This window comes from Shouchella oshimensis, assembly GCF_002019765.1.
Taxonomy (GTDB): Bacteria; Bacillota; Bacilli; order Bacillales; family Bacillaceae_D; genus Shouchella; species Shouchella oshimensis.
In genome coordinates this window covers 2,183,154-2,209,509 of record NZ_KV917380.1, presented here as the reverse complement: position 1 = coordinate 2,209,509, position 26,356 = coordinate 2,183,154, and the positions used below count along the sequence as shown (strand labels likewise).

General features: G+C 39.5%; 23 protein-coding genes. 12 read left to right on the top strand and 11 right to left on the bottom strand.

Features of this window, described 5'->3' with window-relative positions; all coding sequences use genetic code 11:
- Positions 1-33 precede the first annotated feature (33 nt).
- The 4 genes from BK583_RS11080 (at position 34) to BK583_RS11065 (ending at position 4,583) form a co-directional block, all read left to right on the top strand.
- A complete protein-coding gene (locus BK583_RS11080) occupies positions 34-1,011 on the top strand; it encodes a FecCD family ABC transporter permease (protein ID WP_078440315.1) in 978 nt (325 codons plus the stop codon).
- Positions 1,008-2,054, top strand: a complete 1,047-nt coding sequence (locus BK583_RS11075) for a FecCD family ABC transporter permease (protein ID WP_236702329.1) — start codon at positions 1,008-1,010, stop codon at positions 2,052-2,054. Before BK583_RS11080 ends, BK583_RS11075 begins: the two co-directional genes overlap by 4 nt.
- Positions 2,054-2,857, top strand: coding sequence for an ABC transporter ATP-binding protein (locus tag BK583_RS11070; protein WP_055735251.1), 804 nt, complete (start codon positions 2,054-2,056; stop codon positions 2,855-2,857). The genes BK583_RS11075 and BK583_RS11070 overlap by 1 nt, the downstream gene beginning before the upstream one ends.
- Positions 2,858-3,206: 349 nt before the next feature.
- A complete protein-coding gene (locus BK583_RS11065; protein ID WP_055735252.1) occupies positions 3,207-4,583 on the top strand; it encodes a sodium-dependent transporter in 1,377 nt (458 codons plus the stop codon).
- Between the two features lie 35 nt (positions 4,584-4,618).
- Here the strand turns inward: BK583_RS11065 and BK583_RS11060 are convergent, their stop codons facing one another.
- The 3 genes from BK583_RS11060 to BK583_RS11050 all read right to left on the bottom strand — a co-directional run bounded on the left by BK583_RS11060 (position 4,619) and on the right by BK583_RS11050 (position 7,751).
- Positions 4,619-5,551 carry a DUF2705 family protein gene (locus BK583_RS11060; RefSeq protein ID WP_055735253.1) on the bottom strand — a complete coding sequence of 311 codons (933 nt, stop codon included), beginning with the start codon at positions 5,549-5,551 and terminating at the stop codon, positions 4,619-4,621.
- Complete coding sequence (locus BK583_RS11055; RefSeq protein WP_055735254.1) at positions 5,548-6,465, bottom strand: ABC transporter ATP-binding protein; 918 nt, start codon at positions 6,463-6,465, stop codon at positions 5,548-5,550. Before BK583_RS11055 ends, BK583_RS11060 begins: the two co-directional genes overlap by 4 nt.
- Before the next feature lie 200 nt (positions 6,466-6,665).
- Complete coding sequence (locus BK583_RS11050; RefSeq protein ID WP_055735255.1) at positions 6,666-7,751, bottom strand: CdaR family transcriptional regulator; 1,086 nt, start codon at positions 7,749-7,751, stop codon at positions 6,666-6,668.
- Between the two features lie 421 nt (positions 7,752-8,172).
- Here BK583_RS11050 and BK583_RS11045 point away from each other — a divergent pair, with 421 nt between their 5' ends.
- Entirely contained in the window at positions 8,173-9,468 is a 1,296-nt protein-coding gene (locus BK583_RS11045) for a hemolysin family protein (protein WP_055735256.1), read from the top strand.
- 371 nt (positions 9,469-9,839) lie between these two features.
- On the opposite strand, the gene BK583_RS11040 is transcribed toward BK583_RS11045, so the two are convergent.
- The 7 genes from BK583_RS11040 to BK583_RS11010 form a co-directional block, all read right to left on the bottom strand.
- On the bottom strand, positions 9,840-11,549 hold the full coding sequence (locus BK583_RS11040) for an adenine deaminase C-terminal domain-containing protein (RefSeq protein ID WP_055735257.1): 1,710 nt from the start codon (positions 11,547-11,549) through the stop codon (positions 9,840-9,842).
- A 17-nt stretch (positions 11,550-11,566) separates the two neighbouring features.
- Positions 11,567-12,622, bottom strand: a complete 1,056-nt coding sequence (locus BK583_RS11035) for an ABC transporter ATP-binding protein (RefSeq protein WP_055735258.1) — start codon at positions 12,620-12,622, stop codon at positions 11,567-11,569.
- A 23-nt stretch (positions 12,623-12,645) separates the two neighbouring features.
- Positions 12,646-13,437 (bottom strand): ABC transporter permease, encoded by a 792-nt coding sequence (locus BK583_RS11030; RefSeq protein WP_038479755.1) that lies wholly within the window; start codon positions 13,435-13,437, stop codon positions 12,646-12,648.
- A 1-nt stretch (position 13,438) separates the two neighbouring features.
- Positions 13,439-14,263 carry an ABC transporter permease gene (locus BK583_RS11025; protein ID WP_038479758.1) on the bottom strand — a complete coding sequence of 275 codons (825 nt, stop codon included), beginning with the start codon at positions 14,261-14,263 and terminating at the stop codon, positions 13,439-13,441.
- Between the two features lie 26 nt (positions 14,264-14,289).
- On the bottom strand, positions 14,290-15,225 hold the full coding sequence (locus BK583_RS11020; protein WP_055735259.1) for a nucleoside hydrolase: 936 nt from the start codon (positions 15,223-15,225) through the stop codon (positions 14,290-14,292).
- Between the two features lie 12 nt (positions 15,226-15,237).
- Positions 15,238-16,284, bottom strand: coding sequence for an ABC transporter substrate-binding protein (locus BK583_RS11015; protein WP_055735260.1), 1,047 nt, complete (start codon positions 16,282-16,284; stop codon positions 15,238-15,240).
- A gap of 165 nt (positions 16,285-16,449) precedes the next feature.
- A complete protein-coding gene (locus BK583_RS11010; RefSeq protein WP_038479767.1) occupies positions 16,450-16,800 on the bottom strand; it encodes a hypothetical protein in 351 nt (116 codons plus the stop codon).
- Positions 16,801-17,078: 278 nt separating this feature from the next.
- On the opposite strand from BK583_RS11010, the gene BK583_RS11005 reads away from it, so the two are divergent.
- From BK583_RS11005 to codA, 7 genes are all read left to right on the top strand, one after another.
- Positions 17,079-18,170 carry an amidohydrolase/deacetylase family metallohydrolase gene (locus BK583_RS11005; protein ID WP_055735261.1) on the top strand — a complete coding sequence of 364 codons (1,092 nt, stop codon included), beginning with the start codon at positions 17,079-17,081 and terminating at the stop codon, positions 18,168-18,170.
- Complete coding sequence (locus BK583_RS11000) at positions 18,160-19,251, top strand: DgaE family pyridoxal phosphate-dependent ammonia lyase (protein WP_236702330.1); 1,092 nt, start codon at positions 18,160-18,162, stop codon at positions 19,249-19,251. Before BK583_RS11005 ends, BK583_RS11000 begins: the two co-directional genes overlap by 11 nt.
- A 2-nt stretch (positions 19,252-19,253) precedes the next feature.
- Entirely contained in the window at positions 19,254-20,006 is a 753-nt protein-coding gene (gene dagF, locus BK583_RS10995) for a 2-dehydro-3-deoxy-phosphogluconate aldolase (RefSeq protein WP_055735262.1), read from the top strand.
- Between the two features lies 1 nt (position 20,007).
- Positions 20,008-21,015 (top strand): sugar kinase, encoded by a 1,008-nt coding sequence (locus BK583_RS10990; RefSeq protein ID WP_139366186.1) that lies wholly within the window; start codon positions 20,008-20,010, stop codon positions 21,013-21,015.
- A 5-nt stretch (positions 21,016-21,020) separates the two neighbouring features.
- Complete coding sequence (locus BK583_RS10985; RefSeq protein WP_038479779.1) at positions 21,021-21,722, top strand: GntR family transcriptional regulator; 702 nt, start codon at positions 21,021-21,023, stop codon at positions 21,720-21,722.
- A gap of 580 nt (positions 21,723-22,302) precedes the next feature.
- Entirely contained in the window at positions 22,303-23,583 is a 1,281-nt protein-coding gene (gene codB / locus BK583_RS10980) for a cytosine permease (protein WP_055735264.1), read from the top strand.
- Positions 23,552-24,820 carry a cytosine deaminase gene (gene codA / locus BK583_RS10975; protein WP_055735265.1) on the top strand — a complete coding sequence of 423 codons (1,269 nt, stop codon included), beginning with the start codon at positions 23,552-23,554 and terminating at the stop codon, positions 24,818-24,820. The genes codB and codA overlap by 32 nt, the downstream gene beginning before the upstream one ends.
- A 21-nt stretch (positions 24,821-24,841) precedes the next feature.
- Here the strand turns inward: codA and BK583_RS10970 are convergent, their stop codons facing one another.
- Positions 24,842-26,326, bottom strand: coding sequence for an AcpB/EbpR/MafR family transcriptional regulator (locus BK583_RS10970; protein WP_055735266.1), 1,485 nt, complete (start codon positions 26,324-26,326; stop codon positions 24,842-24,844).
- Positions 26,327-26,356 lie beyond the last annotated feature (30 nt).

Below are 26,356 nucleotides of genomic sequence, written 5' to 3'. Positions count from 1 at the left end.
AAACGCCATCGCTATTCACCTAAGCACGCAACAATGGTTATCGGCTTTTTATTAGCGATGCTACTTGTTAGCGTGCTTTCCTCTGTTGCTTTTGGCTCCCGTGTCATTACATGGAATGAATTACTTTCTGGCTTATTTGACTCTGAATACGACTCTTATAGCGCAAGTGTCGTACGAGAACGAATTCCGCGGACAATTTTTAGTTTACTTTGTGGAGCCGCTCTCGGCGTATCAGGTGCACTTATGCAGGCTGTGACACGAAATCCAATTGCTGACCCTAGCATTTTAGGTGTTAATACGGGGGCAGCCCTATTTGTTGTAGCAGGGTTAGCCTTTTTTAATATCAGTACAACAAATCAATATATATTGTTTGCCATTGTAGGAGCAATGCTCACAGCCGTATTTGTTTATGGAATTGGTTCCATGGGACGGGCAGGAGCCACGCCTCTAAAACTTGTATTGGCAGGAGTGGCTACAAGTGCCGCACTTTCGTCTATCGTAAGTGCCATTATGCTGAATCGCACTTATGTGATGGATCAATTTCGTTTTTGGCAGGTGGGGAGTGTCGGATCGGGAAGCTGGGAATCGATTTCTACATTCTTACCTTTTCTTGTTATCGGACTTCTCATAGGAATCTTCTCCGCGTCTGCATTAAATGCGCTAGCGCTAGGTGATGAAGTTGCAACCGGTCAAGGCGTTCGTACAGGATTACTGCGTATAACGGCTGCATTTGCTGGTGTTATTTTATGTGGAGCTACTACAGCTTTAGCTGGCCCAATTGGGTTCATCGGGTTGTTGTCTGCACATCTTATTCGTCTATTACTTGGCGCTGATTTACGCTATATTATTCCGTTATCTGCCATTGCAGGCGCGGTTATTCTAACCATTTCCGACGTAGCAGGACGTTTAATTGGTAGCCCTGGTGAGCTTGAAGCCGGTGTCATTACTGCTTTTATAGGTGCACCTATTTTAATTCTATTTGCGATGCGCATGAAAGTACGTTCATTATGATGAATTATACACATAACAACCAATCAATGAAAAACATACAATTAGGTCGTAAGAAGAGACAATGGCGCTGGTGGTCGGTTACTATCACTTTATTTATTTCTAGTATTCTACTTTGCGGTGCTATGCTAATGCTAGGAAATACGATCTACCCTGCAAAGGACGTTTTGCGCGCTTTGTTAGGAGAACAACTCGGGAGTATAAACTTTGCCGTTAATACAATTCGATTTCCTCGAATGCTTGCTGGTTTATTTGCTGGTTTTGCTTTCGGTATTGCCGGAAACACTTTTCAAACGATGTTACGGAATCCTTTAGCCAATCCAGATGTACTTGGGATTACCGCAGGTTCTAGTGCCGCTGCATTATTTTGTATTCTAGTACTACAAACGAGTAATAGCATCGTTTCGATTGTAGCGATTCTTGCTGGTCTCGCAACCGTTGTGTTAATTTATGGTTTATCAAAAGGAAGAACGTTTTCAGTCGGACGCCTTATTCTTGTTGGAATTGGCGTACAAGCAATGCTAAGTGCGGTCATTTCCTATTTATTAATGAGAGGGGCGCAAGAAGATCTGCCTTCCGCAATGCGTTGGTTAAGTGGGAGTTTAAATGGTGCACAATTAGACGCTGTCTATCCACTCATGTTAACTGTTATCATCTGTTCACCCATTGTTATGTTCTTAAGTAAGCACTTGAGCATTTTGGAATTAGGAGAGCAGTCTGCCACATCCCTCGGACTAAATACTGATCGTACCCGCATGCTGCTTATTTTTGCATCCGTATGCATGATTGCGCTCGCTACAGCAACGACAGGACCGATTGCATTTGTAGCATTCTTGGCTGGTCCAATTGCGAAACGCTTAGTTGGTTCTGGTCTTTCAACCGTTCTACCTGCAGGGCTTGTAGGGGTAAACTTAGTTTTAGCTGCTGACTTAGTTGGCCAATTTGCGTTTGAAATTCGCTTTCCCGTTGGAGTGATTACGGGTATGCTGGGAGCACCATTCCTGCTTTATTTACTTATACGTATGAACCGGAAGGGAAGTTTATAATGAAAGGAACTCACCAGTTTGAAACAAAAGACATTGTAGCAGGCTATGATGGGACAACCATTTTAAATGATGTCAGTTTAGTGGTACCAAACAACAAAATAAACGTTATTATTGGAGCGAACGCTTGCGGCAAATCGACCCTATTAAAAACGATGGCACGTTTATTAAAGCCGGATAAAGGTTCCATTACCCTTGATGGCAAAAAAATTCATGACATTCCCCCTAAAAAGTTGGCAAAAGTACTCGGTCTTTTACCGCAATCACCTATTGTTCCAGAGGGAATTACAGTAGCCGATCTTGTTGGTCGAGGAAGATTCCCTCATCAATCTATCTTTAAAGGCTGGTCAAAAAAAGACTATGAAGCGGTCACGGAAGCAATGGATATGATGAAGATTACAGAGCTCGCTAATCGTAATATCGATGAATTGTCTGGTGGACAAAGGCAACGTGTCTGGATTGCAATGGCGTTAACGCAACAAACCGACATTTTGTTTCTTGACGAGCCGACTACATTTTTGGATATTACGTACCAAGTGGAAATTCTTGATTTGTTAACAGACTTGAACCGTAAGCATGGAACGACGATTGTCATGGTTTTACATGATATTAATCTTACTGCTCGTTATGCAGATTATATCTTTGCCTTAAAAGAAGGCCGTCTTATTGCAGAGGGTTTACCAGGGGAAGTCATTACGAGTGAACTCATTCAAAAAATCTTTGAATTAAATTGCGATGTAATTGTAGATCCTGTTTCACATACGCCTCTTGTTGTGCCGAAAGGTCGTTACCATATAAATGTCTAAACGAACCATGCTGTTGTCAGCATGGTTTCTTGCTATGTATGACTATTAAATTCACATCACAATTTCTATAACCAACCCTAGTCATACCATTTCAAAATAGAAAAAAGTAAAAGAACATCAGAAGTGAAATTGTTCTTGCTGAAAAGACATGTTTTTGTTACGATTAGAAAATGTTTTTAAATAAATAGGATCTTCATTGGAAAAACTGAAAGAATTGGAAGACACACTACCGAATCAATTGTCAGAACAAGCTGACAGAAAAATAAATGTTTGTTTCAAGTGGACACATTTGTTTTGCTATCTAGTGGTGTTTTTACAAGGATCTAGAAAAAAGGAGCAAGTTTACAACATGTCAACAAGGCAACAACAATGGTCCTCGAAGTTAGGCTTTTTATACGCAACTGCCGGAAGTGCAATTGGGCTCGGTGCAATATGGAAGTTTCCTTATATTGCAGGAACAAGTGGCGGAGGCGCTTTTTTCGTGCTTTTTTTAGTGTTCACTCTTTTAATCGGTGTGCCTTTGCTAATTGGTGAATACGTGCTGGGAAGACATTCTCAGGCGGATGCTGTTACGACGTTTAAAAAACTTGCACCTACATCAACCTTTCGTTTTACTGGATGGCTAGGTGTGGTGACTTGTTTCCTCATTTTGTCTTTTTACAGCGTTATTGGTGGATGGTCGATTCTTTATTTAGGATCATCTCTTTCTGGACAATTGCATTCGTTAGATGCGGACGGATACGCCCAACGTTTTGGTGAATTAATAGCAAGTCCATACCTAGCGATAGGTGCGCAAGCGATTTTTCTTGCTCTAGCTGCTGGTATTGTTTCAAAGGGTGTGCAAAAAGGGATTGAAAAAGCGAGTAAGTGGATGATACCGATTTTATTTATTCTCTTGCTTATTTTAGCTGGTTACTCATTAACGTTAGAGGGGGCACAAGAAGGGTTAAGGTTTTTGTTTTCACCGGATTGGACTACTGTATCAAATGACGTTGTTCTGTTTGCATTAGGACAGTCTTTCTTTGCTTTATCTCTTGGTGTGTCCATCATGATTACGTTAAGTTCCTATGCATCAAAGCAACAAGACCTACCTTTGTCCGCAATGACCCTTGGAGGTATGAATATACTTGTTGCGATGCTCGCTGGTGTGATGATCTTTCCAGGCGTGTTTACGTTTCAATTGGAACCTACTGAAGGACCAACCCTTATTTTCGCAGCAGTACCAACCATCTTCTCACAAATACCGTATGGGCAAGTGCTTGTCGTGTTATTTTTTATTTTATTTTTCTTCGCCGCTTTAAGTACAGCCTTTTCGCTGTTGGAAATAGTCATTGCGGCATTTATAAAAAAAGAGGCAAGTAAAAGGCGTCAAGTTAGCTGGATCGTTGCTTTGCTCGTCCTAATAATGGGGATTCCTTCCACCTTGTCGTTTGGCTTAATGAGCGAGTTTTATCTTTTCGGAATGCCGTTTTTTGATCTTATTGATTACACTGTGTCCAATATTCTTATGCCAATTGGCGCACTGTTCATTAGCGTATTTTTATTAGTGAAAGTACCGAAATCGGTCTTGAAGAAAGAATTCCGACAAGGTAGTATGTTTGGACGGAAACTCTTTGTTGTTTGGTATAGTATGATGGTTTTGGTAGTACCAGTTGCCATTACAGTTGTGTTAATAGATCAATTGTTTGGTCTGAATGTACTATCTATTTTAGGTGTTATATTTTAAAGAAAAAAATTCAGCTGTATTAGCTGAATTTTTTTTTAGGAAGGTTTAATTTCACGTTTATGAAAGACGAATAAAGCAATACCGATAAAGAGTAACCAATAACAAAACAGTACAATAGAAGAGAAGAGAGGACTAATTAAGTCAGATAGCGGCATGCCATCGGTTACGTATTGACTTAAATCATTGACAAAAGGCAAGAAGATTGCCCAATCGTAAAAATCTAACAAAATAATGTTTGCCAATAGACCTAAAAATTGACCGGCAATGCTAATAGCGATGGCCATAATATCGCTCGAAAACATAGCTGAAATAGCAAAAGCCAACGTGGCAAGTAAAATGGTCATCGGCATGTTAGAAAGAAATACGAAAATAGATTGAAGCCAATATGCTCGCTCCCGCACTTCTCCATCCACCACATAGAGATGAACGATCTGCTCATCAAAGCCGAAAAACAACGCGCCTATGATAAAAGAAGAAATCCATAGAACAGCAAGAAAGGTAAACGCGTAAATGAGAACTGCTACATATTTTGATAATAGTACTTTTATACGGGACGGTGGACGCACAAGCAATAGTTTGATGGTGCCTTGTTTAAATTCTGAAGAAACAATGGTTGCGGCAATGGCAATAATAAATAAACTAACAAGCATGATAACGCCATTGTTATCCATAATGAACATCCATACATTATCAGAAACAGCGTAAGTTGGAGGAACATCCTGTTCAAGACGATAGTTTGCAAGTAATAGCTGTTCTTCAGCAAAAGGCTCTTCTTCTTTAAACTCTTCATAATAAGTGATATCCGATTGAACGGATTCCCGCCAGTCTGAATCGAAATGAAGATAGGTAGCGGCATTATGCATCAGAATAGCAGTTAGTAAGGTAAGAGCTATAATAAAGATCAGCATAATCCACGTACTTATGCGTGCATTTTGCTTCATAAGTTCATTTTGAATTAGTCCAATCATAGGTTCACACCTTCTTTATTTGTTAAATGAAGAAAGCGATCTTCTAGGCTTTTTTTCGACTGAATTACTTCTTTTACATCAACAGTACTACTTAACTGTCGAATGAATAGAGAAATTTGATGATTATCGAGTAAAAGGCAGACCTTGTTTTCTTTAATGACTGCTTGAGGGTCGAAGTTTCTAGCTATGGCTAACGCAGAATTGAGTTGATCTTCTTGAACGAGCACGTCATAAGCAAATTGTTTTTCTTCTTCAGTACTAACAAGAATTTCTTCATGAACCATTTTTCCTTCTTGTATAATCGCAAAGCGATCGCACATTAACTCCATTTCACTCATTAAATGGCTGGAAACGAGAACAGCTAAGCCTTCTTCTTTTGCTAACTTACGCAAGTAGGTGCGTATTAAGCGAATCCCTTCTGGATCAAGACCATTCGTAGGTTCGTCTAGAATGAGTAATTTAGGGCGATGTATAAGTGCTTGTGCGATACCTAAGCGTTGTTTCATTCCTAGCGAGAATGTTTTTACTTTTTTATCAATAACGTTAGTTAACCCAACAAGTTCAAGCAATTCATTGATGCGATCATAGTCAATGGCCCCGTTCATTCTGGCAAAGTGGATCATGTTTTTTCGAGCAGTTAAATGATTGTACATCTCTGGATTTTCAATAATAACACCTACATGTTTTATGGCTTCACTATAAGAGGATCGGATACTATAACCAGATATAAATAAATCACCTTGGGTTAAATCGGATAGACCTACCATCATTCGAATCGTTGTTGTTTTGCCAGCCCCGTTAGGCCCTAAAAAGCCAAATACTTCTCCAGCGTTAACGGAAAAGCTAACATCTTGAACAAGTTGTTTGCCCCGAATCGTCTTGCTTACACCTTGAAGTTCAAGTATTGAGTTCACTATCTTACCTGCCTTTCGACTTCATTCAGAGGAACATATATATTTATGTTCATTGTACTATGAACAAATTTGTAAAACTGTATTTAGTGAATTATTTTAGAAAAACTTTAGAAATATAGATGTGCTCTAATGGAACACCTTATTGGGGATAAATGGAAAAAAGTGCCTATCCCGTACTTCCTAAGATGTCTCTAAACGTTCTACTTCAGTTCTTTAATCCATAGTGCTACTTGTAAAATAAGCGAATCGTTAAATGTTTTTGGATTGTAGCCAGTTTTATCAACGATGGCATTTAAGCGATATAAAAGTGTATTTCGATGTAAAAAAAGTGCATCTGCTGTTTTTTGAATGTTTAAATCGTTTTCAAAAAACGTTTTAAGCGTTATTGTATGAGTGTCGTTTAAGTCATGAAGAACGCGATTGGAGAAGCGTTTTCGTAAATCACTGTTCATTTGATGAAGTAATGCTTTGACTTCGAATTGACTAAAAGAAATAAGGGCATTTTCTTTATCCGTCATAGTCAAGGCTAACTCACAGTCCAAATAGGCTTGGTGGAATTGGTTTAATTCCTTGAATGGTAAACTATATGAAAGTGTAAACGTGGTGCGTTGCTTTTGCAAGAATGATTGAAGTGTTTTCATTTGTTTAACCGCATCCTGTTCTTCCATATGGGACACGACGATAAATAAATGATTCAGGCTACTAAATCCGGCAATTGCATGATGGTAACCAAAAAATTGTTCAATCTTATCAATTAATTCTTGTTTTTGAATGGTCAGCTGGTGAAGCTGGATGGTGACTGCCATAAAAGGTGGCAATAGGTTGATTTCGAGCATTTCTAATCCTTTGTGAATGGTTTTATAAGTAGGATTGGGGAGTAATAACTGCTCAATCACCATCTCTTTTGTGCGTTGTTTCCATTCAAGTTGAGAGGTGATAAAGGCTTGCTGGATCATAAGCTCAGTGGTCATTTTAACAAGTTCACCAACTGATTCTAGCTCATCTGGGTCACCAGTTATTCCAATAACACCAATTATGTCTTTATTAAATAGGATCGGTAGATTTATACCAGGTATTGACCCTTCCCACCGGCTTGCTTGCGTAGGGTAGATGGTTAAACTGTTGCCTGTCGTTAATACTTCAACAGCGCCGCCATGTACAGTATGTAGTCGAGAAGCATCTCGTGAAGCGATAATGAAACCGTCTTTATCCATGATATTAATGTTTCTATCTAAGCGTATTGACGTTTCTTGAACAATCGCATTTGCTATTTCTTTTGTTAACATTAGTCTGTCTCCATTTCCCATTAGTCGTTCCTTACAAAAAAATGGTGAAATCTTGCTATTTATTTGTATGGTACAGCTATAGAGTAAAGGGGTCAAGCTACACGTAGTTCGTTCGAAGTGAAGTAGTTCTCATTTATTAAGCAATAAAAGAAGAGCTTACGCTTCTGCATGGATAATCGAGAGCATCTTCCTCAATCTTCGAATCCAAAAAAATAGAGGATGAGTTAATTACTCACAGCCGAGACTTACTTACACAAATGCAAGAGCTTTAGAATAGACTAGTTCGATTAAAACTTAGAAATACGGCTACACTAAAAGGGACATACATGTAGAACAACTTAATTTAACGGAGTCAAGAAGTGTTCGTTAAGCATTGCAACATTCGTTTTTAGGAGGTGAGCTCTCGTCTAGAGGGGCTTTCTTGGATATATCTACAGTCATTAACCTTTTAGGTGTAGCGCTATTAATCATTCTTACAGCTTTTTTTGTAGCATCAGAATTTGCGATTGTAAAAGTAAGAAGTACTCAGTTAGAGCCTCATATTGAAGGTGGAAGTAAGCGTGCTCTTGCCGCAAAGAAAGTTACGAGTAATTTAGATGAATATTTATCTGCCTGTCAATTAGGGATAACCATTACAGCTCTTGGAATCGGACGCTTAGCAGAACCAACCTTCGAAAGGATGCTTCATCCGATTATCGGAGAATTGTCGACGAATGAAGCGTTCGTTACAACGTTATCAATCTTTGTTTCCTTTGCATTTGCTACATTTCTTCACGTTGTAATTGGTGAGCTAGCGCCAAAAACCATTGCTATTCAAAAAGCTGAGCAAGTGACACTTTTTATCGGCCAACCACTCGTTTGGTTTTATCGATTGCTATATCCATTTATTTGGGTACTGAACGGGTCAGCTCGATTACTTATCAAAGTATTAGGATTTAAGCCGATGGGTGAACATGAAGTACATCACTCAGAAGAAGAGCTTCGCCTCATTCTTTCAGATAGTTTAAAAAGTGGTGAGATTAATCAATCGGAATTTAACTATGTCAGTAAGGTGTTCGAGTTTGATGAACGAATAGCAAAAGAAATTATGGTACCACGCACAGAAATGGTGACGATCTCTCTTGATTATACCGATGAAGACATTCTGTCGTTAATAAAAAACCATAGCTTCACACGATATCCAGTTATAAGCGAAGACAAGGATTCAATTGTAGGTGTACTGAACGTGCGTGATTTTCTATCGTCTCTTCTTTCAAAAGAAGAAAAAAATCAGCTTGGAGAGATTGTTTATCCGGTTATTACGGTATTTGAAACGGTGCGTATCCGCGATATCTTAATTGAAATGCAACAAAAACATATTCATATGGCTATTTTATTCGATGAATATGGTGGTACAGCAGGTCTAGTGACCCTCGAAGACATTCTTGAAGAGATTGTTGGTGACATTCGGGATGAATATGATGTAGATGAGCCAAACGTCATTGAAGAAATAGAACCAAACCATTACCGAATTCAAGGTCAAACGCCAATCCACGATGTGAACCAAGAGCTTGCACTCGATTTAGAGTCAAATGACGCAGAAACAATCGCAGGCTGGTTGTATGAACAACAGTACGATTTAGCAGAAGGAGACGAAATTCCCTACAACGGCTATACATTTATTATTCGGCATTTGAATGGCAATCAGCTTCACGAGGTGGATATTTTAAAGACATAGCACTGGCAGATCGTATAAAATAATGCGACGCTATCCACGTAGTATATGAACAGAGCAAGTAGAGTGCGCTAGAAATAGAATGCGATATTATTTTTAGCGGTGAATTCGATTGGATACCAAACGAAGGGACGGAAGGGTATAGACGTTAAAAAGTTTCCTTAGTGCAATAGTTTTGTTTACAGGAAATATTAAGTCGTGTATACTGAATGTATTCTCCCTTCAAGAGATAAACTGACAAAACAAGCCGCTGACACCAGAAGTGTTGACGGCTTGTTTTATTTTATGATGTAGATAAGCAATCACAAAAATAAACGTTCATGTAAACAACATGAACGTTTATAATTTCACTTACCATATTAAATGATGAAAAATCAAACAAATAACGAAACAACTTTTCCTTTGTTCACATCAATTAAACCAAAGTCCGTTATTTTTAGCGCTGGACTAACAGGAAGAGAGAGGGTGGACACCGACATGATTGGATTGTAATGTTTATAACCTAAAGCCTTCATAGCTTCTACAAGTTGTTTTACATTTCGTCCAACTTCTTCAAGAGGGGCTTCAGACAAAATGCCACCAACTGGAAGGGGGAGAAACGCTTTTACATCATTATTATGGGTAACGCAAAAGCCACCTTGTGCTTCAATAACCATGTTAGCTGCTTTCACCATATCTGCTACGTTTGTTCCAATGACAAGTAAGTTATGGTTATCATGAGAATAGGTTGTCGCAATGGCACCTTCTTGAATAATATCACCAGCGATAAGACCATGAGCCCGATTACCTGTTTTTTTGTGGCGTTCAAATGTTGCAATCAGACGACAATCTGATCTTTCCCACTCAAGCATACCGTCTTGAACAGAAAGTGGGACATGAGTTTCTTTGGTGAATGTGGAGCCATCCTTTACATTCATAACTCGAACTAGTTGTTCTCCTGACGTGTTTTCCGCTTTAATGATAAAATCTTCAGCAGTTAAATGAGGCAAATGAACACTCTTATAGAAATGTGCTGGGAATTGATCAGGACGGACTTTTTGATTTTCTTTTAAGAGAGCATCAAACACACAAACACCATTTTTATAGACAGCTGAGAAGGAAAAGTAGCTGTTTTCGTCAATGATGGCAAAGTCAGCGATTTTTCCAACCGCAATGGCGCCACGATCAATCATATTCATTCGCTTTGCTGGCGTGGCAGTACAAGCATATATCACATCTTCATAGCGCATACCTGCTTTTACTGCTTTTTCCGCTAGGATATTTAGATGGCCTTTTTCAAACAAGACATCTGTCATAATATCATCGGTAACAAAACAAAAATGTTCACTTATATCGTGAGTCTTTACATAGTCAAGCACGTCATCGGTCATGGATTTTTCTTGTATTTGAACGAACATACCAGCTTCTATTCGTGCTTGCATTCCATCAACCGTTTGATGAGTATGGTCGGAGCCAATGCCTGAAAGTAAAATTTGATCAAGATCAAGACCGGTCAATTTCGGAACGTGGCCTTCAATTGGCAAGGATGGATAGTGTTTACGAAAGTGGTTTAGCACTTGGTTTGTTTTTGAATCTTGGTCATGAAGGACATCGACAAAATTCATTATTTCACCGAGGCACTGAATTTGCTCTGTAGCCATTAATTCATCCATTTCTTTAATGCCAATTTCTCCGCCTGTTGTTTCGAGTGATGTAGCAGGAACAGAGCTTGGAATGGCATATAACATATCGACTGTGCAATAATCACTCGCTTGGATCATTGCTCGGACACCTTCGATACCGAAAACATTCGCCATTTCATGAGGTTCGGGAACGATTGTTGTTACACCGTTTTGTAGTAAAGCGTATGAAAAGGTTTCTGGTGTAACCATAGAACTTTCAATATGAAGATGAATATCAATTAATCCGGGTATAATAGATCTTTTCTTTGCATCGATTATCGTTTTGGCAGTAACCTTCTTTAGCTCATCTTTTGAACCAATAGCAACGAACCGTCCTCCATCAATCGCAAAATCAACTTCACGAAATTGCTTCGTATAAGTATTGTAAACCTTGGCATTCGTGACAATGGTTTCAATGTGCATATTCTTTCACCGCTTCCTTATTCAACTACGACAATTTTGTTTTCTGGAAAATAGAGTGTAACGTTTCTTCCAATCTCAAGTGGCTGTCCAATTTCGGCATTCACTGTAAATGTGCCGAGTGCTGTCTCAACAGTACATTGGTAACTTCTTCCTAAAAACGTACAAACCTTAATACTACCAGGGACATAGTTGACTTGCTCAGGTGGAGCCGGTTCAAGCAGTAATTCAAGGTCATCTGGACGTATTGCACCTGTCATACCAGCTTCGCTATGTTCATGTTTTGTTACATGAAATGAATGACTCCCAGCAGTTAAGAGAAGCTTGCTACCTAGATCTGAACGATTAGAAAAGTGAATGAAATTCTTAAAACCAATAAATTCAGCAACAAACTGGGTTTTGGGAAAACGATAAATATGAGCTGGTGTATGCAATTGTTCAATAACGCCGTTGTTCATAATGGCAACTTGATCGGATATCGAAAAACATTCTTCTTGATCATGAGACACGTAAACGGTTGTGATTCCTAATTCTTGTTGTATTCGTCTAATTTCAACACGCATGCTTTCTCGTAAATTCGCATCTAAATTACTGAGTGGTTCATCAAATAATAACAAATCAGGCTCAATAACGAGGGCGCGAGCGATTGCAACACGTTGTCTTTGACCACCAGATAATTCTTTAGGAAAACGGTATTCAAAACCGATTAAGTTAACAACTTCAAGAACTTGTTTCACACGCTTTTCGATCTCTTGTTTTGATTGTTTGCGTAATTTTAACCCAAAGGCGATGTTATCAAAAACGGATAGGTGGGGAAATAGTGCGTAATTTTGAAAGACGAATCCAAAATTACGTTTGGAGACAGGTACTTTTGTATAATCTTGATCTTTAAAAGTAAATCTACCTGAATTTGCTTCAATAAAACCTGCAATAAGACGCAGTGTCGTTGTTTTACCGCAACCACTTGGACCTAGCAACGAAATGAGCTGGCCTTTTTCAATTGAAAGCTCAAAGTCTTTTAGAATCGGTTGTTTCTGATACGCAACTGTAATTTGATCTAATGATAATAAAGTCATTGTGCATCCTCCATCGTTTAAACTTAGCGTTTTGTAAAGTGAGACAATCCAACTAACCGTTCAATTAAAAACATAAAGACAGCAGTAAAGATCATTAACAGCACAGAAATAGCTGCTACCGTTGGATCGAAATAATGTTCAACATAGGTCAGCATTTGGATAGGCAAGGTACTAAGCCCTGGACCTGTTAGAAATACGGAAATATCGACGTTGTTAAACGATTCAAGGAACGCAATTAATACGCCGGCTATAATACCTGATTTGATGTTAGGAATAATGACACGAAAAAAAGCGCCTATTCGACTTGAGCCCAAATTCATTGCAGCTTCCTCAATCGAAAAATCAAAATTTGCCATGCTGGAGGCAATAACCCGAATAATAAAGGGAAGCATTAAAATGGTATGTCCAATAAAGAGAGCTGCTTCAAGAGGTAAGCTGTAGCTTACAATTAAGTAACGTAAAAAGGTAAAACCTAAAACCGTTCCCGGTATTAAAATAGGTGAGACAAAAATGGCATTTAATAGTCCTTTACCACGGAAATCAAAACGGCTAAGGGCATAGGCAGCAGGGATACCTAATAGTAACGCGCAAAGGTTGCCAAGAAAGCTAATGAACATGGATAGTTTAAACGTATCCATAAACGCAGACACCGTAAAAATGTTCCGGTACCATTCAAGGGAGAAACCAGTCGGTGGAAATTGCAATACACTAGTTGGTTCAAACGATGCGACAAAAATAATCGCAAGGGGACCAAGCAAGAACAGAAAGATAATAAGAGTAATGAGTCCGAGAGCAAAATGATTCTGTTGATTCATTTTAAGATCCTCCTGGGTTAAGCTTAGTTGCAAGTTTTTGAAAGATCCCTGTAATAAAGAATGTCAGGACAATCATAATGGTCGCAATCATGGCGGCCGTATTCCAGTCATTCAAAGTGATGGCATTTTGATAAAGGAAGGTGGAAATGACACGCTGCTGACCACCAAGAAGTGCTGGTGTTGTATATGCTGTAAAACTACCCACAAACACGAGCGTGCTTCCTATTAATAACCCCGGCATACAAAGAGGGAACATTACTTTTAAAAAGGCTGTTGTTTTAGAGGCGCCTAAACTCTCAGCGGCTCGTATATAATCCGTATCAATGTTTTCCATCACACCAACGAGGGTGACAATCATTAGCGGCAAAAATAAATGAACTAAACCGATTGCAACTGCGACAGGTGTATAAAGAATGGTTAATGGCTCTTGAATCATACCAAGAGACTGTAGAAAATCATTTAGTAGTCCATTTCTGCCTAAAATAATCATCCAGCTAAAAGAGCGTACAATTGGACTAACAAGTAATGGAAAGATTGCGAGCATTAGTAGAAGGGCTTTTTTTGATCCTTTTACTTTAGAAATATAGTAAGCTACTGGGAACGCAAGCACGATACAACAGAACGTCGTTAATAAAGCAACATAAAGTGTCGTCCATAAAATGTCTAAGAAATATGCGTCTGTCAAAAAATTCAAATAGCCTGATACTGAAAAGCTTCCATCCTCAACAAAAGTAGAACTTATTGTAAGAACAAGTGGAACAAGCATAAAAATCGCTAAAAATAATAGTCCTGGAAGAAGCAAAAGATAACGTCCAGATTGTTTCAATATAGCCACCTCTTTGTCAAAACGGTTTAATGTAAATGGTGTTGAATGGTTGTTAAAAAGTACGAAATAAATGCGTCTACATCTACCTTTAATGCTATGTGAACGTTCGGTTTTTCCTGCAGACGATCTTGTAAGTCACAAATCGTCTGACCATCACACAACCGACTTGACGTTTCAATATCTGTATAAAGCAACTGGGTTTCACAAAGATCCGGTCGAATGGCGTACGCGACGGCAAGTGGATCATGAAGTGCACAGGCTGCTACACCATTTCGCTGTTCATATCGTTTGATATAATGCGCAGTAGATGTTTTTACAAAATGTTTCACGTTTGATGTCTGAAGTGAATCGATGTGAGCATTCGTAAGCAATGCCTGTCGTGTAACATCTAGACCGATTTGCGTTAAAGATGGAAAGCCTGCTTGAAGGACAATGCGAGCTGCTTCTGGATCAACATACATGTTGTATTCAGAAGCAGGGGTGATATTGCCATACGTAAACGCTGCTCCACCCATGTACACTACTTTTTGTAAGAGTTGCGGTAGATCAGGACATTTTTTGACTGCTAGCGCTAAGTTTGTTAAAGGGCCAGTCATGACAAAAGTGACTTCTCCAGGATAGCGACGTGCTTGTTCAATCATGAAGTCAGGTGCAAAGCCAGGACTTGGCAAAGTGCTAGGCTCAACATCTTGTAGCGCACCACCAAGCCCATTTTCGCCATGCACAGACTTTTCGAAGTGGGGAGGACGTAAAAGGGGCGTTTCCGCTCCTTTTACAACCGGGCACGAATGTTCAATCAATGCAAGGACGTTTAATGTATTCGTTGTCGCTTGTTGGAGCGAAACGTTACCATTTACTGTTGTAATTCCGAGCAGTTCAGTGTCTTTATCATTTGCAGCGAGTAGGATTCCAAGAGCATCATCAATGCCTGTATCTACATCAAGTAAAAGTTTTTGTTTCATGAAAAAGTCTCCTTAATTCGCAATTTCTCTATTCCAACGATCGATCCACTGAGCCGATTGTTCATTGACAAATTCCATATCAAGTAGTTTTAATTCATTAATAGTGTCTTCTCCATACGTAATACCTTCAGCTTCTTCCGAAGAGAGCTCAACTAGTTTATTAACAGGGGAATCGATTTTTGCTTTTGCTGAAGCTTCTTGCACCTCTTTACTTAAATGCCAATTAATAAATTCTTCTGCAAGTTCTTTATTATTACTTCCTTCAACAACATTTACTGTGTTTAACACTGCATAAGCGCCTTCAGATGGTGTAACAAACTCCGTTCCTGGAACCGCTGCAAGTAAATCTTTTAAATACATTTCCATAAAAGGACCCGCCACAATCTCTCCTTGTGAAAACATATTCACGAAATCTGATGTTCGATCGTATTCTTTCACAACATTTCCTTTAAGTGTATTTAATTGATCAAAAGCCGCATCTTCATTAAACGTTTCTTCTCCAGCAACGATAGAGGCCGCATCTAAAAACATTGGTCCAGTAGTTGCTGTAATATTTGGTAATGTTATATTGTTCGCCAATCCTTCATCCCATAAATCAGACCAACTTGTGATCGGTGATTCCACTTCATCAGGGTTATAGGCAATACCAAATTGTCCGACGGTATACGCTGGACCATATTCTTCACCAAGAGGAGCTTGAGCTAGATCATAAAGATCTTCAATAGCAGGGATTCGGCTACGGTCAATGTTTGCAAAAAGGCCTTCATCAATCCCTTGTTGTGCGTAATAATCAGATAGGTAAATGACATCAATAGTGGCTGTGCCTTGTCGGATGCGATTTAATCGCTCTGCATTGTTTCCAATATCTACAACAATGTTTACATTGTGCTCTTCTTCAAATGGTGCATATACTTCTTCATTAAAGAAATCTTCCGCGAATCCCCACGTCGAAATGACTAAATCTGTAGGTGCCTCGCTTGGGTCAGATCCTGATTGGCCACATCCTACTAAAGCCGTAATAGCCGCCATACCTAAAGTGACAGTGATACTTTTTTTCATCATTTGTTCCTCCAATGGTTTTGTTTTATCAATGAAAAAAGGAAGACACACCTGTAGTAGCGTTATCGCTCAATCTACAGACGCATCTTCCTAGTGTAAACACGCAGAAAAGCAGTCATTCATCTTCGTTTAGATCTCAAACCAGAACATGTCCAATTTGTACATCTAATCCAATATAGGGTGATGAAACAGGATATTCGTTACAGCCCATTGTGTATGAGCATCGTAATCCCGTAAAACCACATCAATAGCTTCCGGGAAATGATTATCAAGCTGTTCGGTAAGTTTTCGCTTATAAAGAAGAGAAAGATGAAAATCAACCTCTAATTTTAAAGAAGGAACTTCACCAGCAAGTGCCATCGAACGGATTGCACGCTTATGTTTTGCTTGAATGGTAACCATTTGATTCGCAACGGTTACTTTTAGAAGCGTCGTACCAACGCCAAACAACTCTCTTGATACATCATTATAAAGCTGAGCAAGAAGTTTCTTTGCATCATTACTAGCTAAATTCATCTCATCACCTTTATATGAAATCTTGTTGTATGGTTATTGTACATAAGATTATCCCGTTATGCAACATGAATGTTCGGTTATGAGTTATTTTTTTTAAATTAAGCTAATGATTCACCTTTTAACACGTAAAAAAGCGAACATTAACGAAAGTGATCTGTGGATATTTTGCTGGAATTTTGTATACATTATAATGTTATTTACTTTGCAGAATCTTTTCTTTATACTGACTAGTAGATTGGTTTTTTACATACACGCACAGCAGTTGAGGGGAGTGAATAATGAAACAGATAATCCGCAAAGCGAGGTTTGTTACCGGTAAACCAAAAGATATAGTAATCGAGAATGGGAAATTTATGGCGATTGTTGATGAGTATGCTGGTGAAGGAGAAGAGGTATCTTTCGAGGAAGATGTGTACATGTCAAGCGGTTGGATAGACCTTCATACCCATGCGTTTCCGGGTTTTCCACCCTATTGTGCAGAGCCTGACGAGATAGGGTATAAAACCGGCGTTACAACTGTAGTGGATGCTGGGACATGTGGATCTGATCAGATCGATTCATTCTATAGACTTGCAACGAAAAACCTGACGAGAATCTTTGCTTTTTTAAACATCTCGAGTGTCGGTTTATCTAGGATGGATGAGTTGAGTGATTTGTCTTTTATTTCAGCACCTGCCATTGAACACGCTTTGGAAAGCTACCCAAGCTTTATTGTTGGACTGAAAGCACGCATGAGCGCCAGTGTAGTTGGGACGAATGATATTCAACCACTTCTGCTGGCAAAAGCGGTTCAACAACAGAAGCCGTTGATGGTACATATCGGTAGTGCTCCCCCAAACATTGATTCAATCCTCAATGAATTGAAGCAAGGAGATATTATCACCCATTGTTATAACGGAAAAGCAAATAACTTATTTAGGGAGGACGGAAAACCGCTCCTCTCTTTGCAAGAAGCAAGGGAGCGAGGAGTAGCGCTTGATGTTGGGCATGGTACAGAAAGTTTCTCTTTCGAAGTGGCAGAACAAGCGTTAAAGGAACATGTACATTTTGACACCATTAGTACAGATATTTACGAACGAAACCAACGGCATGGCCCTGTTTACGATATGGCGAGTACGCTAACAAAGTGCTTAGCGTTAGGCTGTTCTTTGGAAACAGTCATTCAAGCAGTGACAGAAGCTCCTGCGCGCTTAATTGGTCGAACTGATATTGGAACCATAAAAGTTGGTGCAAACGCGGACCTCACGCTATTTAAACTAGAGCACGGCCGTTCCTATTCATGGATTGATTCACACGGCGCTGTACGCCAAACAACCTATCGTATAAAGCCATTAGCCGTTTATATAGGGGGGACATACATTGAACTTTGAACAACGTTTGAAGAAGGCAGTGAATGCAAGTGGTCGAATGACGATTTTAGGTGTGTCTACACTCTCTAACCAAGTAGTTGAAGCGATGAGCTATGGCGGCAAGCATTACTTTGAAATGGCAGACTTATATGAACAATCAGGGAAAATGATTGCCGGTTATTGTCGTACTGAAGATGCGATGATAACAAATTCTGCATCAGCAGCGATAACCCTTGCCATTGCAGGTCTTATTACAAAAGAAAATCGTTATGCGGTTGAGCACCTTCATAAAGTTGCTTCTGAACGAAAGAGTGAAGTCATTTTAATGAAAGGTCATAATGTGGATTATGGTGCACCGATTGAGACAATGATTTCATTAGCCGGTGCGGAAGTAAAAGAAGTGGGTTATGCAAATGGGTGTAGAGCATCTCTTATAGAACAAGCTATAACAGAGCGAACCGTTGCCGTTTTGTTCGTACAATCGCATCACTGTGTTCAGAAAAATATGCCAACAATTAGCGAGGTCCAGCAAGTATGCATTCAGAATCAAATTCCATTTCTTGTCGATGCTGCGGCAGAAGATGGCATTGATCAATTTGCGGATCGTTGCGATCTTGTCGTTTTTAGCGGATCAAAAGCAATTGAAGGGCCATCGTGCGGTATCCTAGCTGGTAAAGAACCTTTTCTTTCATATGCCAAACAACATCGCTCGTTTATTGGGCGAGCAATGAAGGTGGGGAAGGAAACGGTATTCGGATTATTAGCAGCACTAGAAGCATATGGTACAAACACGATGTCAATCGAGATACAACGTGACGTTTTACAAGAGTTACATTCGTTTGATTCTTTACCAGGTGTTAGCGTCCAATTTATTGATGATCCCTCTGGTCGGCCAATAACGAGACTACGATTGTTTATTAATCCAACAAAAGCTAAGTTAAGTGCGTTAGAACTTGTCGATGCTTTAAAAACAGGTCCAATCCCAATTTATACAAGGGATTATCATGCGAATGAAGGTCATATTGATTTGGATCCACGTCCTTTACTGCATGGAGATACAGACATCATTCGAGATCGTATAAATACGCTATTGGGGGAGTAATTATGTCTAATTTTTACCGAGATCGGGTTTGTTTGAATGTATTAGCAAGTGATATAGACAACGCAGAGGCGTGTTATCATGCCGCTAAAGGTTACGTATTGATAGGCGTTTTATCGAAAAACTACTCTTCTGTTAAAGAAGCGGTGCAAGATTTAGTTCGATATGGAGATATCCTTAATAATGCTGTTTCCGTCGGACTAGGTGCTGGCGACCCTCATCAATGGAAAGTTGTTGCCGATATAGTGCGTTCTTTTAAGCCAAAACATGTGAATCAAGTGTTTACAGGCGTGGGCTATACGCGATTGGCTTTAGACAATGAAACAACGATGCTAAACGGATTAGTCTCACCAAGTGGAACGCCTGGTCTGGTTCATGTCTCCACTGGTCCATTAAGTGCACAAGTGACGCCAGCCATAATACCAATCGAGACAGCAATCGCGATGCTTCAAGATATGGGTGCCCAATCGGTTAAATTTTTTCCAATGAACGGTTTAGAGACCATTGAAGAGTATAAAGCTGTGGCGAGAGCTTGTGCAGAAGCATCATTTGCTTTAGAGCCTACTGGCGGGATCGATTTAACAAACGTGGAGGAGCTGATTCGTATAGCTCTTGATGCCGGGGTAAAGAAAGTGATTCCACATGTGTATTCGTCTATTATTGATTCTCAGACTAACCAAACAAATGTGGCGCACGTTGAAACGCTCTTTGAAAAGATGAAACAAGTAGTAGATACGTTTTATGGGAGGACGGTATAGATTGAAAGCGAAAATACTTGCTTTTGGAGAAGTGATGATGCGGTTAGAAGCACCAAATTATCGAACGGTAGCGCAGACAAGAAGCTTGGACTTTGCTTTTTCAGGAACGAGCGTCAATGTATTAAGTGGGTTAAGCCATCTTGGTTACCAAACTGAATTGATGACCACCTTGCCAGATAATAGTCTTGGCTACGCAGCAGCATCATACATTCGTTCACTAGGTGTAGGCACAAGTGCGGTTTCGTTCAATGGTGATTACATTGGAATGTATGTACTTGAGAAAGGCTTTGGTACTAGAATCTCTGAAGTGACGTACAGCAATCGTTCAGAAAGCGCTTTTTGTCAATCACTAGAGTCTCACTATTCCATTGAGTACTTACGCTCAGGGACACATATTCATTTTTGTGGCATTAGTCTCGCGATAAATGAACAAATTCGGGAGGTAACGCTACATGTCGCAGAAAAAGCGAAGGCTCTTGGCTTAACATTGTCCTTCGATTGTAACTTTCGCCCGAAGCTATGGAAAGGCGGTTACGAGGAAGCACGGCCAGTGTATGAACGAATGCTAGCATTAGCAGATTACGTCTCAATGACTGAAAAGGATGCGATGTCCATACTTGGCATGGAGACAGGTGCCACTCAGCGAAAAGATCAAGTGGAAGCTTTATTACCAAAAGTAGCACAAACCTATTCGATAGCTGCTATTGCCGGTACACTTCGTGAAACAAATGCTTCTGCTCCTACGATACAAGGTTTTCTAGTTCAAGAGGGGCAGGTAGACTTTTCAACAGAACACTCCGTTGCCATACTGGATCGTATAGGCAGTGGGGATGGATTTTTTAGTGGTTTTTTAGCTGCTATGTACGAGGGGAAATCTTCCAAGGACATAATCGAATGGGCAACTGCTGCTGGTGTGCTTGCACATACAACGTACGGAGATTCCCCGATTACAACACGATCTGCAATAGAGAAATGTCGACAGAATCAACAGGTTGACGTAGAAAGGTAGTGACCATGAAGCTAGTTAAGAAAAAAGGACCATTGTATGCACAAGTAAAAGAGATTTTAAAAGAACGCATTCAAGATGGTATCTATCCAGTACGAACTTTAATGCCGTCAGAGTCTTTTTTAGAGGAAGAATTTCAAGTAAGTAAAATTACTGTTCGAAAAGCTATGGAGCAACTTGCACAAGAAGGATATGTACAGAAGCAAAGTGGGGTTGGTACCACGGTTCTTGATAATCGAGCATTTATAAAACTTTCGACTGGTCAGCCTTTTTCTGCTTATTTGAAACAAGAAGGAAAACAAATCAAAAAAGACGTTATCGGAATTACCGTTGTTGAGCCACCATTGGAATTGGCGCACATGAAAGGGCAGTTTCGCCGTATTCAACGGCTTTACTATTTGGATAACAAACCATATATTGTGTTTGTTCACTACATTCCCGTTTCTTTTACACTCCCAGATGTAGCTGCTGAATACGAAGGATCTTTATATACCTTGTTAAGAGGAGTAGGGGTTTCATTTAATCGGTTCCAAGACACATTTGGGGTTGGGATAGCAAGTGAAGACGTTTACAGCTCTTTAGGTATAAACGAGACACCTTTACTGAAAAGGACTCGCCATACCTATGACTTAGACGAGCAACTCGTAGAATATTCTATTGCTTATTATCATACTGAAATGCAAGAGTACGTAATGGATCTTCATCTATAAAAGCATCTTTCTTACATTACCATCATAAAAAACTGCGCTCATTACCAAATTGTAGATTGGGAGCAGTTTTCTGTTTAACTGGCTTTTTGTTGTTTTTCTTGCTATCGAATTTCTCTAAATTTTTTTGTTACACTAACGATGACACCTGATAAGAGAAGGAGTCCAATTAAGTTCAGAATCGCTATTAAATCATTGAAGATATTAGCAATATTTCAGACAATGTCTGATTTTGTACCGGCTCCAACATAAAACTACGAATAACGCTTTATGAACATTTTAAGCAGTAAATCTAAGTCTACTAGTATCGCATCACAAGTAAGCAGAGCTAACCTTTGAAAATAAAACCTTGACGAAATGAGTCGTATTTTGTAATAATAAAGCTAATTTAATGATGGTACCTTTAAACCAGTCCAGAGAGGCTGACAAGGACAGCGGATGTGCGTTCCCATTATGGGGACGTATAAGTTCGTCGAAGCGTTTTAAGCATAGGCGCTTTCACGACCAAAAAGGCTAATTGTCAGTTACGTGACAATTAGCCTTTTTTTCTGCTTTGGTATCAGAAAACTTGGAGGTTAGAACAATGGAAAAGCAAGATCAAGAGTTTTCATGGCAAGAGGTTCCAAAGACAGAGCGAAAGCATTTTCTTAAAACATTGGCTGTCATGCTAGGTTTCACGTTTTTTTCGGCAAGTATGTTGGCAGGCGGACAACTTGGCATCAGCTTGACCTTCTCCCAGTTTATCGTAGTCGTATTAGGTGGAAATTTATTACTTGGATTATATACAGGCGCGCTGGCATACATCGCTGCTAAAACAGGCCTTTCCACCCACTTATTAGCAAAGCATGCATTTGGTGAAAAAGGGTCTTACTTGCCGTCGTTTCTCTTAGCCTTTACCCAAGTAGGGTGGTTTGGTGTTGGCGTTGCCATGTTCGCGGTTCCTGTAGCCCAGGTGTTGAATTGGAACGTCTACGTACTTATTTTTACATTTGGCTTAGCAATGACGGCTTCAGCGATTTTCGGGATAAAAGCACTTGTTGTCTTAGGCTTTGTAGCGGTACCCGCAATTGCAATTCTAGGGGGCTATTCAGTTACACAAGGTGTTCAAGATGCTGGAGGTGTGCAAACATTGTTTGCCTATGAACCTACAGCAACAATGGCCATTTCAGCTGCATTGGCGATTTGTATCGGTTCTTTTATAAGTGGAGGGACGTTAACACCAGACTTTGCTCGCTTTGCTAAAACAGCCAAGCAAGCCGTTAGCGCTACAACGATTGCGTTTTTTCTAGGGAACTCACTTATGTTTTTATTTGGTGCAGTTGGCGCAATGGTCTATGGTCTTGCAGAGGTATCTGAAGTCATGTTTTTACAAGGGTTAATGATTCCAGCCATACTTGTACTAGGTTTAAATATTTGGACGACGAATGATAACGCCTTATATGCATCTGGGTTAGGGTTTGCCCATATAACGAAACTGCCGAAAAAATTCTTTGTTATTTTGAATGGTGTTATTGGAACAGTGTTGGCTATGTGGATGTACAACAATTTCGTTGGCTTTCTCACCATTCTTGGTGTGGCTATTCCATCCATTGGTGCGATTATAATAGCCGATTACTTCTTTATTCATAAGCGACATTACCCAATACTTGCTGAGATGAAAGTGAGAGCTGTTAATTGGATTGCTATTGTTTCTTGGGCAATAGGTGTCACCATTGCCCAGCTAGCTCCTGGCATTATCCCATTAAACGCGTTAATTGGTACAATGATTGTATACATTGTTTGTACAACTGTAATGAACACAGTAAAAAAGAAAAAGGAACTGGTGATGACACATGATTATTCAAAACGCAACATTGCGCAATAGAAGTGGACGCTGGCAAATTGACATTCAAGATGGGAAATTTCATCGAATTACTCAAGAGCCAATCCAAGTAGAAAACAGAGAGGTTCTTGATGTTGCTGGTTCGCTTATCTTACCACCATTTATTGAACCGCACATTCATTTAGACACAACAATGACAGCGGGTGAACCTGCTTGGAATGTTAGCGGAACGTTGTTTGAAGGGATTCAACGTTGGTCAGAGCGAAAGGAGTCTCTCACTCATGAAGATGTGAAAGAGCGTGCCAAAAAAGCATTAAAATGGCAAGTAGCTCAAGGGATTCAATACGTGCGAACTCATGTTGATGTGACGGACCCAAATTTAACAGCACTAAAGGCATTGCTCGAAGTAAAAGAAGAAATGGCCTCTTCTGTCACGCTTCAACTTGTTGCGTTTCCTCAAGAGGGGCTTCTTTCGTTCCCGAATGGGAAGGAATTAGTAGAGGAAGCACTAAAAATGGGAGCAGATGTTGTAGGCGGAATTCCTCATTTTGAATTTACGAGGGAATATGGCGTAGAATCAATGAAACATGCATTTGATTTAGCTGAAAAATATGACCGACTGATTGACATCCATTGTGATGAAATTGATGATGAGCAATCACGCTTTGTAGAAGTTGTGGCTAAAGAAGCGTATGAAAGAGGACTTGGCGAAAAAACAACAGCTAGCCATACAACAGCAATGGGTTCCTACAATGATGCATATACTTCTAAATTATTTCGATTATTAAAGATGGCCAATATTAATTTTGTCTCAAACCCGTTAGTAAATATCCATCTACAAGGTCGGTTTGATACCTATCCTAAGCGAAGAGGATTAACTCGTATAAAAGAATTAAAAGAAGCAGGTTTAACCGTTTGTTTTGGGCATGATGATATTTTTGACCCTTGGTACCCACTTGGAACAGGAAATATGCTACAGGTGCTTCATATGGGTATTCACGCTGGTCAGCTAATGGGCTACGAGGAAATTGTACAATCCATCGACTTTATTACGCACAACAGCGCCAAAACCCTCCACATCCATGATGATTACGGAGTTGTTGAAGGGAATACTGCTAACTTCATTGTTGTTGATGCAGAAAATGAGTATGAAACCATACGAAAACAAGCGACTGTGACGCACTCTTTTAAAGAAGGGAAACAAATAGCTAAAACCACTCCACCTGAGTCATCCCTGTTTATAAACAAAGAAGTGGAGCGCGTTACGTTCAAAAAATAGCCTTTTAAAAACGCAAACAGCTTATCTCCTCGTCATTACAGAGGGAAGCTGTTTGTTTGCGTTTAACCGATACCAGTATGCACTCGCACAGCGATCGTAAATTCTTCGCCAGTCCCCATCAGTAGGAGGGGAGTGCATATATAAAATATTATCAGTGGAACCTCTTACAAAAGGCATATCTGTTAAAATGAGGGAATAGCCCTCTTCACTAACGTTTTTATTCTGGATCGTCGAAGTGGAGATTTCTAGCTGAAACGGGACGTAACTCATAATCTTTTCTGCTAGTGTTTCTTCGTATATTGGACCTTCTCTGGACAAAATAAGAAGTCGTAATGCCGGTTGAAGTTTATCAATATCAACGAAGGTATAGAGCATAAGCAAATAGCGTGTGTGTGCAGTTGGTGATCGTTTGAACCCGTTGTTTTCCGTCTCATCTGCAAGCTGATGAACAATACTACTTAATAAAGGGTGTTGTTTCGTAATGGCATTCGCATAAATCATGTCTTTATAATGAAGAAAATTAGTTGCGTGATGTTCATAATAACAATAAAGCTGTATTAAATGCCCTTTAATATGATTCATATTTTCTTTGTTTAATGCGCTTGGAAACAATGCTCCTAGTTTTTCGGTGAACATAACAGTGAACAACCAAGCTTCGGTCTGTGTTTTTTGATGAATTTCAATGTTTTGCCTAACAATTTCTAGTGGATGATAGTGACTTGGTGAATTAACAATCATCATTAATAAGAAATCTTCTTCTCCTTTTCGGTATTCTTCAGGAATTCCGTTAAGAATTAAATGACACTCACTCATAAGTTTCTCTTTAATATTCGCTGGAAAGGGAATGTCATAACCAGGACTATAAAATCCGTTTTCTATTCGATAGTGTTGAATAGCGAGATGATAAATATAAGCTTCCTTTTGAACAGGTGACAACCGTAGCGAAAGAGTCTCAATAATTTGTTCAACTCGTTTCTCTATCATCGTTTTTTGGAAAGAGAACGGCCACATCAATTTGCCTGTTATTTCGATTAAGAGCGAAAAGTAAAAATGGCGAATTTGTCGTTCATCACCATGAATTTTTAATGAGCGTAAGTCAAACGATAGTTGAAATCGTTCAAGCCATTTTTTAAAGAGTTTAAGCTTCCGAAAAAACGTGGCACGACTAATGTATTGCTCTTCAACAAATGTCTTAGCGGATGTGTTTTTTGAAATGACGCTTAGAAAGAAACAAACCATGTCATCTTGAATGTAGTATTGATGAAGCAGTTGTTTTAAAAAAGCGTCATCCTTTCCCTTTAAATACATGGTTTCGCTATCAACATATTCGATGGTCATATCCGTATGCTTGCGCTCCATTTCATTCTTTAGTTCGTATAAAGCGGCATCAACAGTACGTAGCGAACAATTCAGTTCATGAGGCAGTGTCTTTCTTTGAATGGACTCTTCCGTACTTAACTTGTAAATCAGCTTAACTAACCGGTCTATTCGTTTATCGATTAACATCGCATAGTCCCTCTACCAGCTTGGTCATAT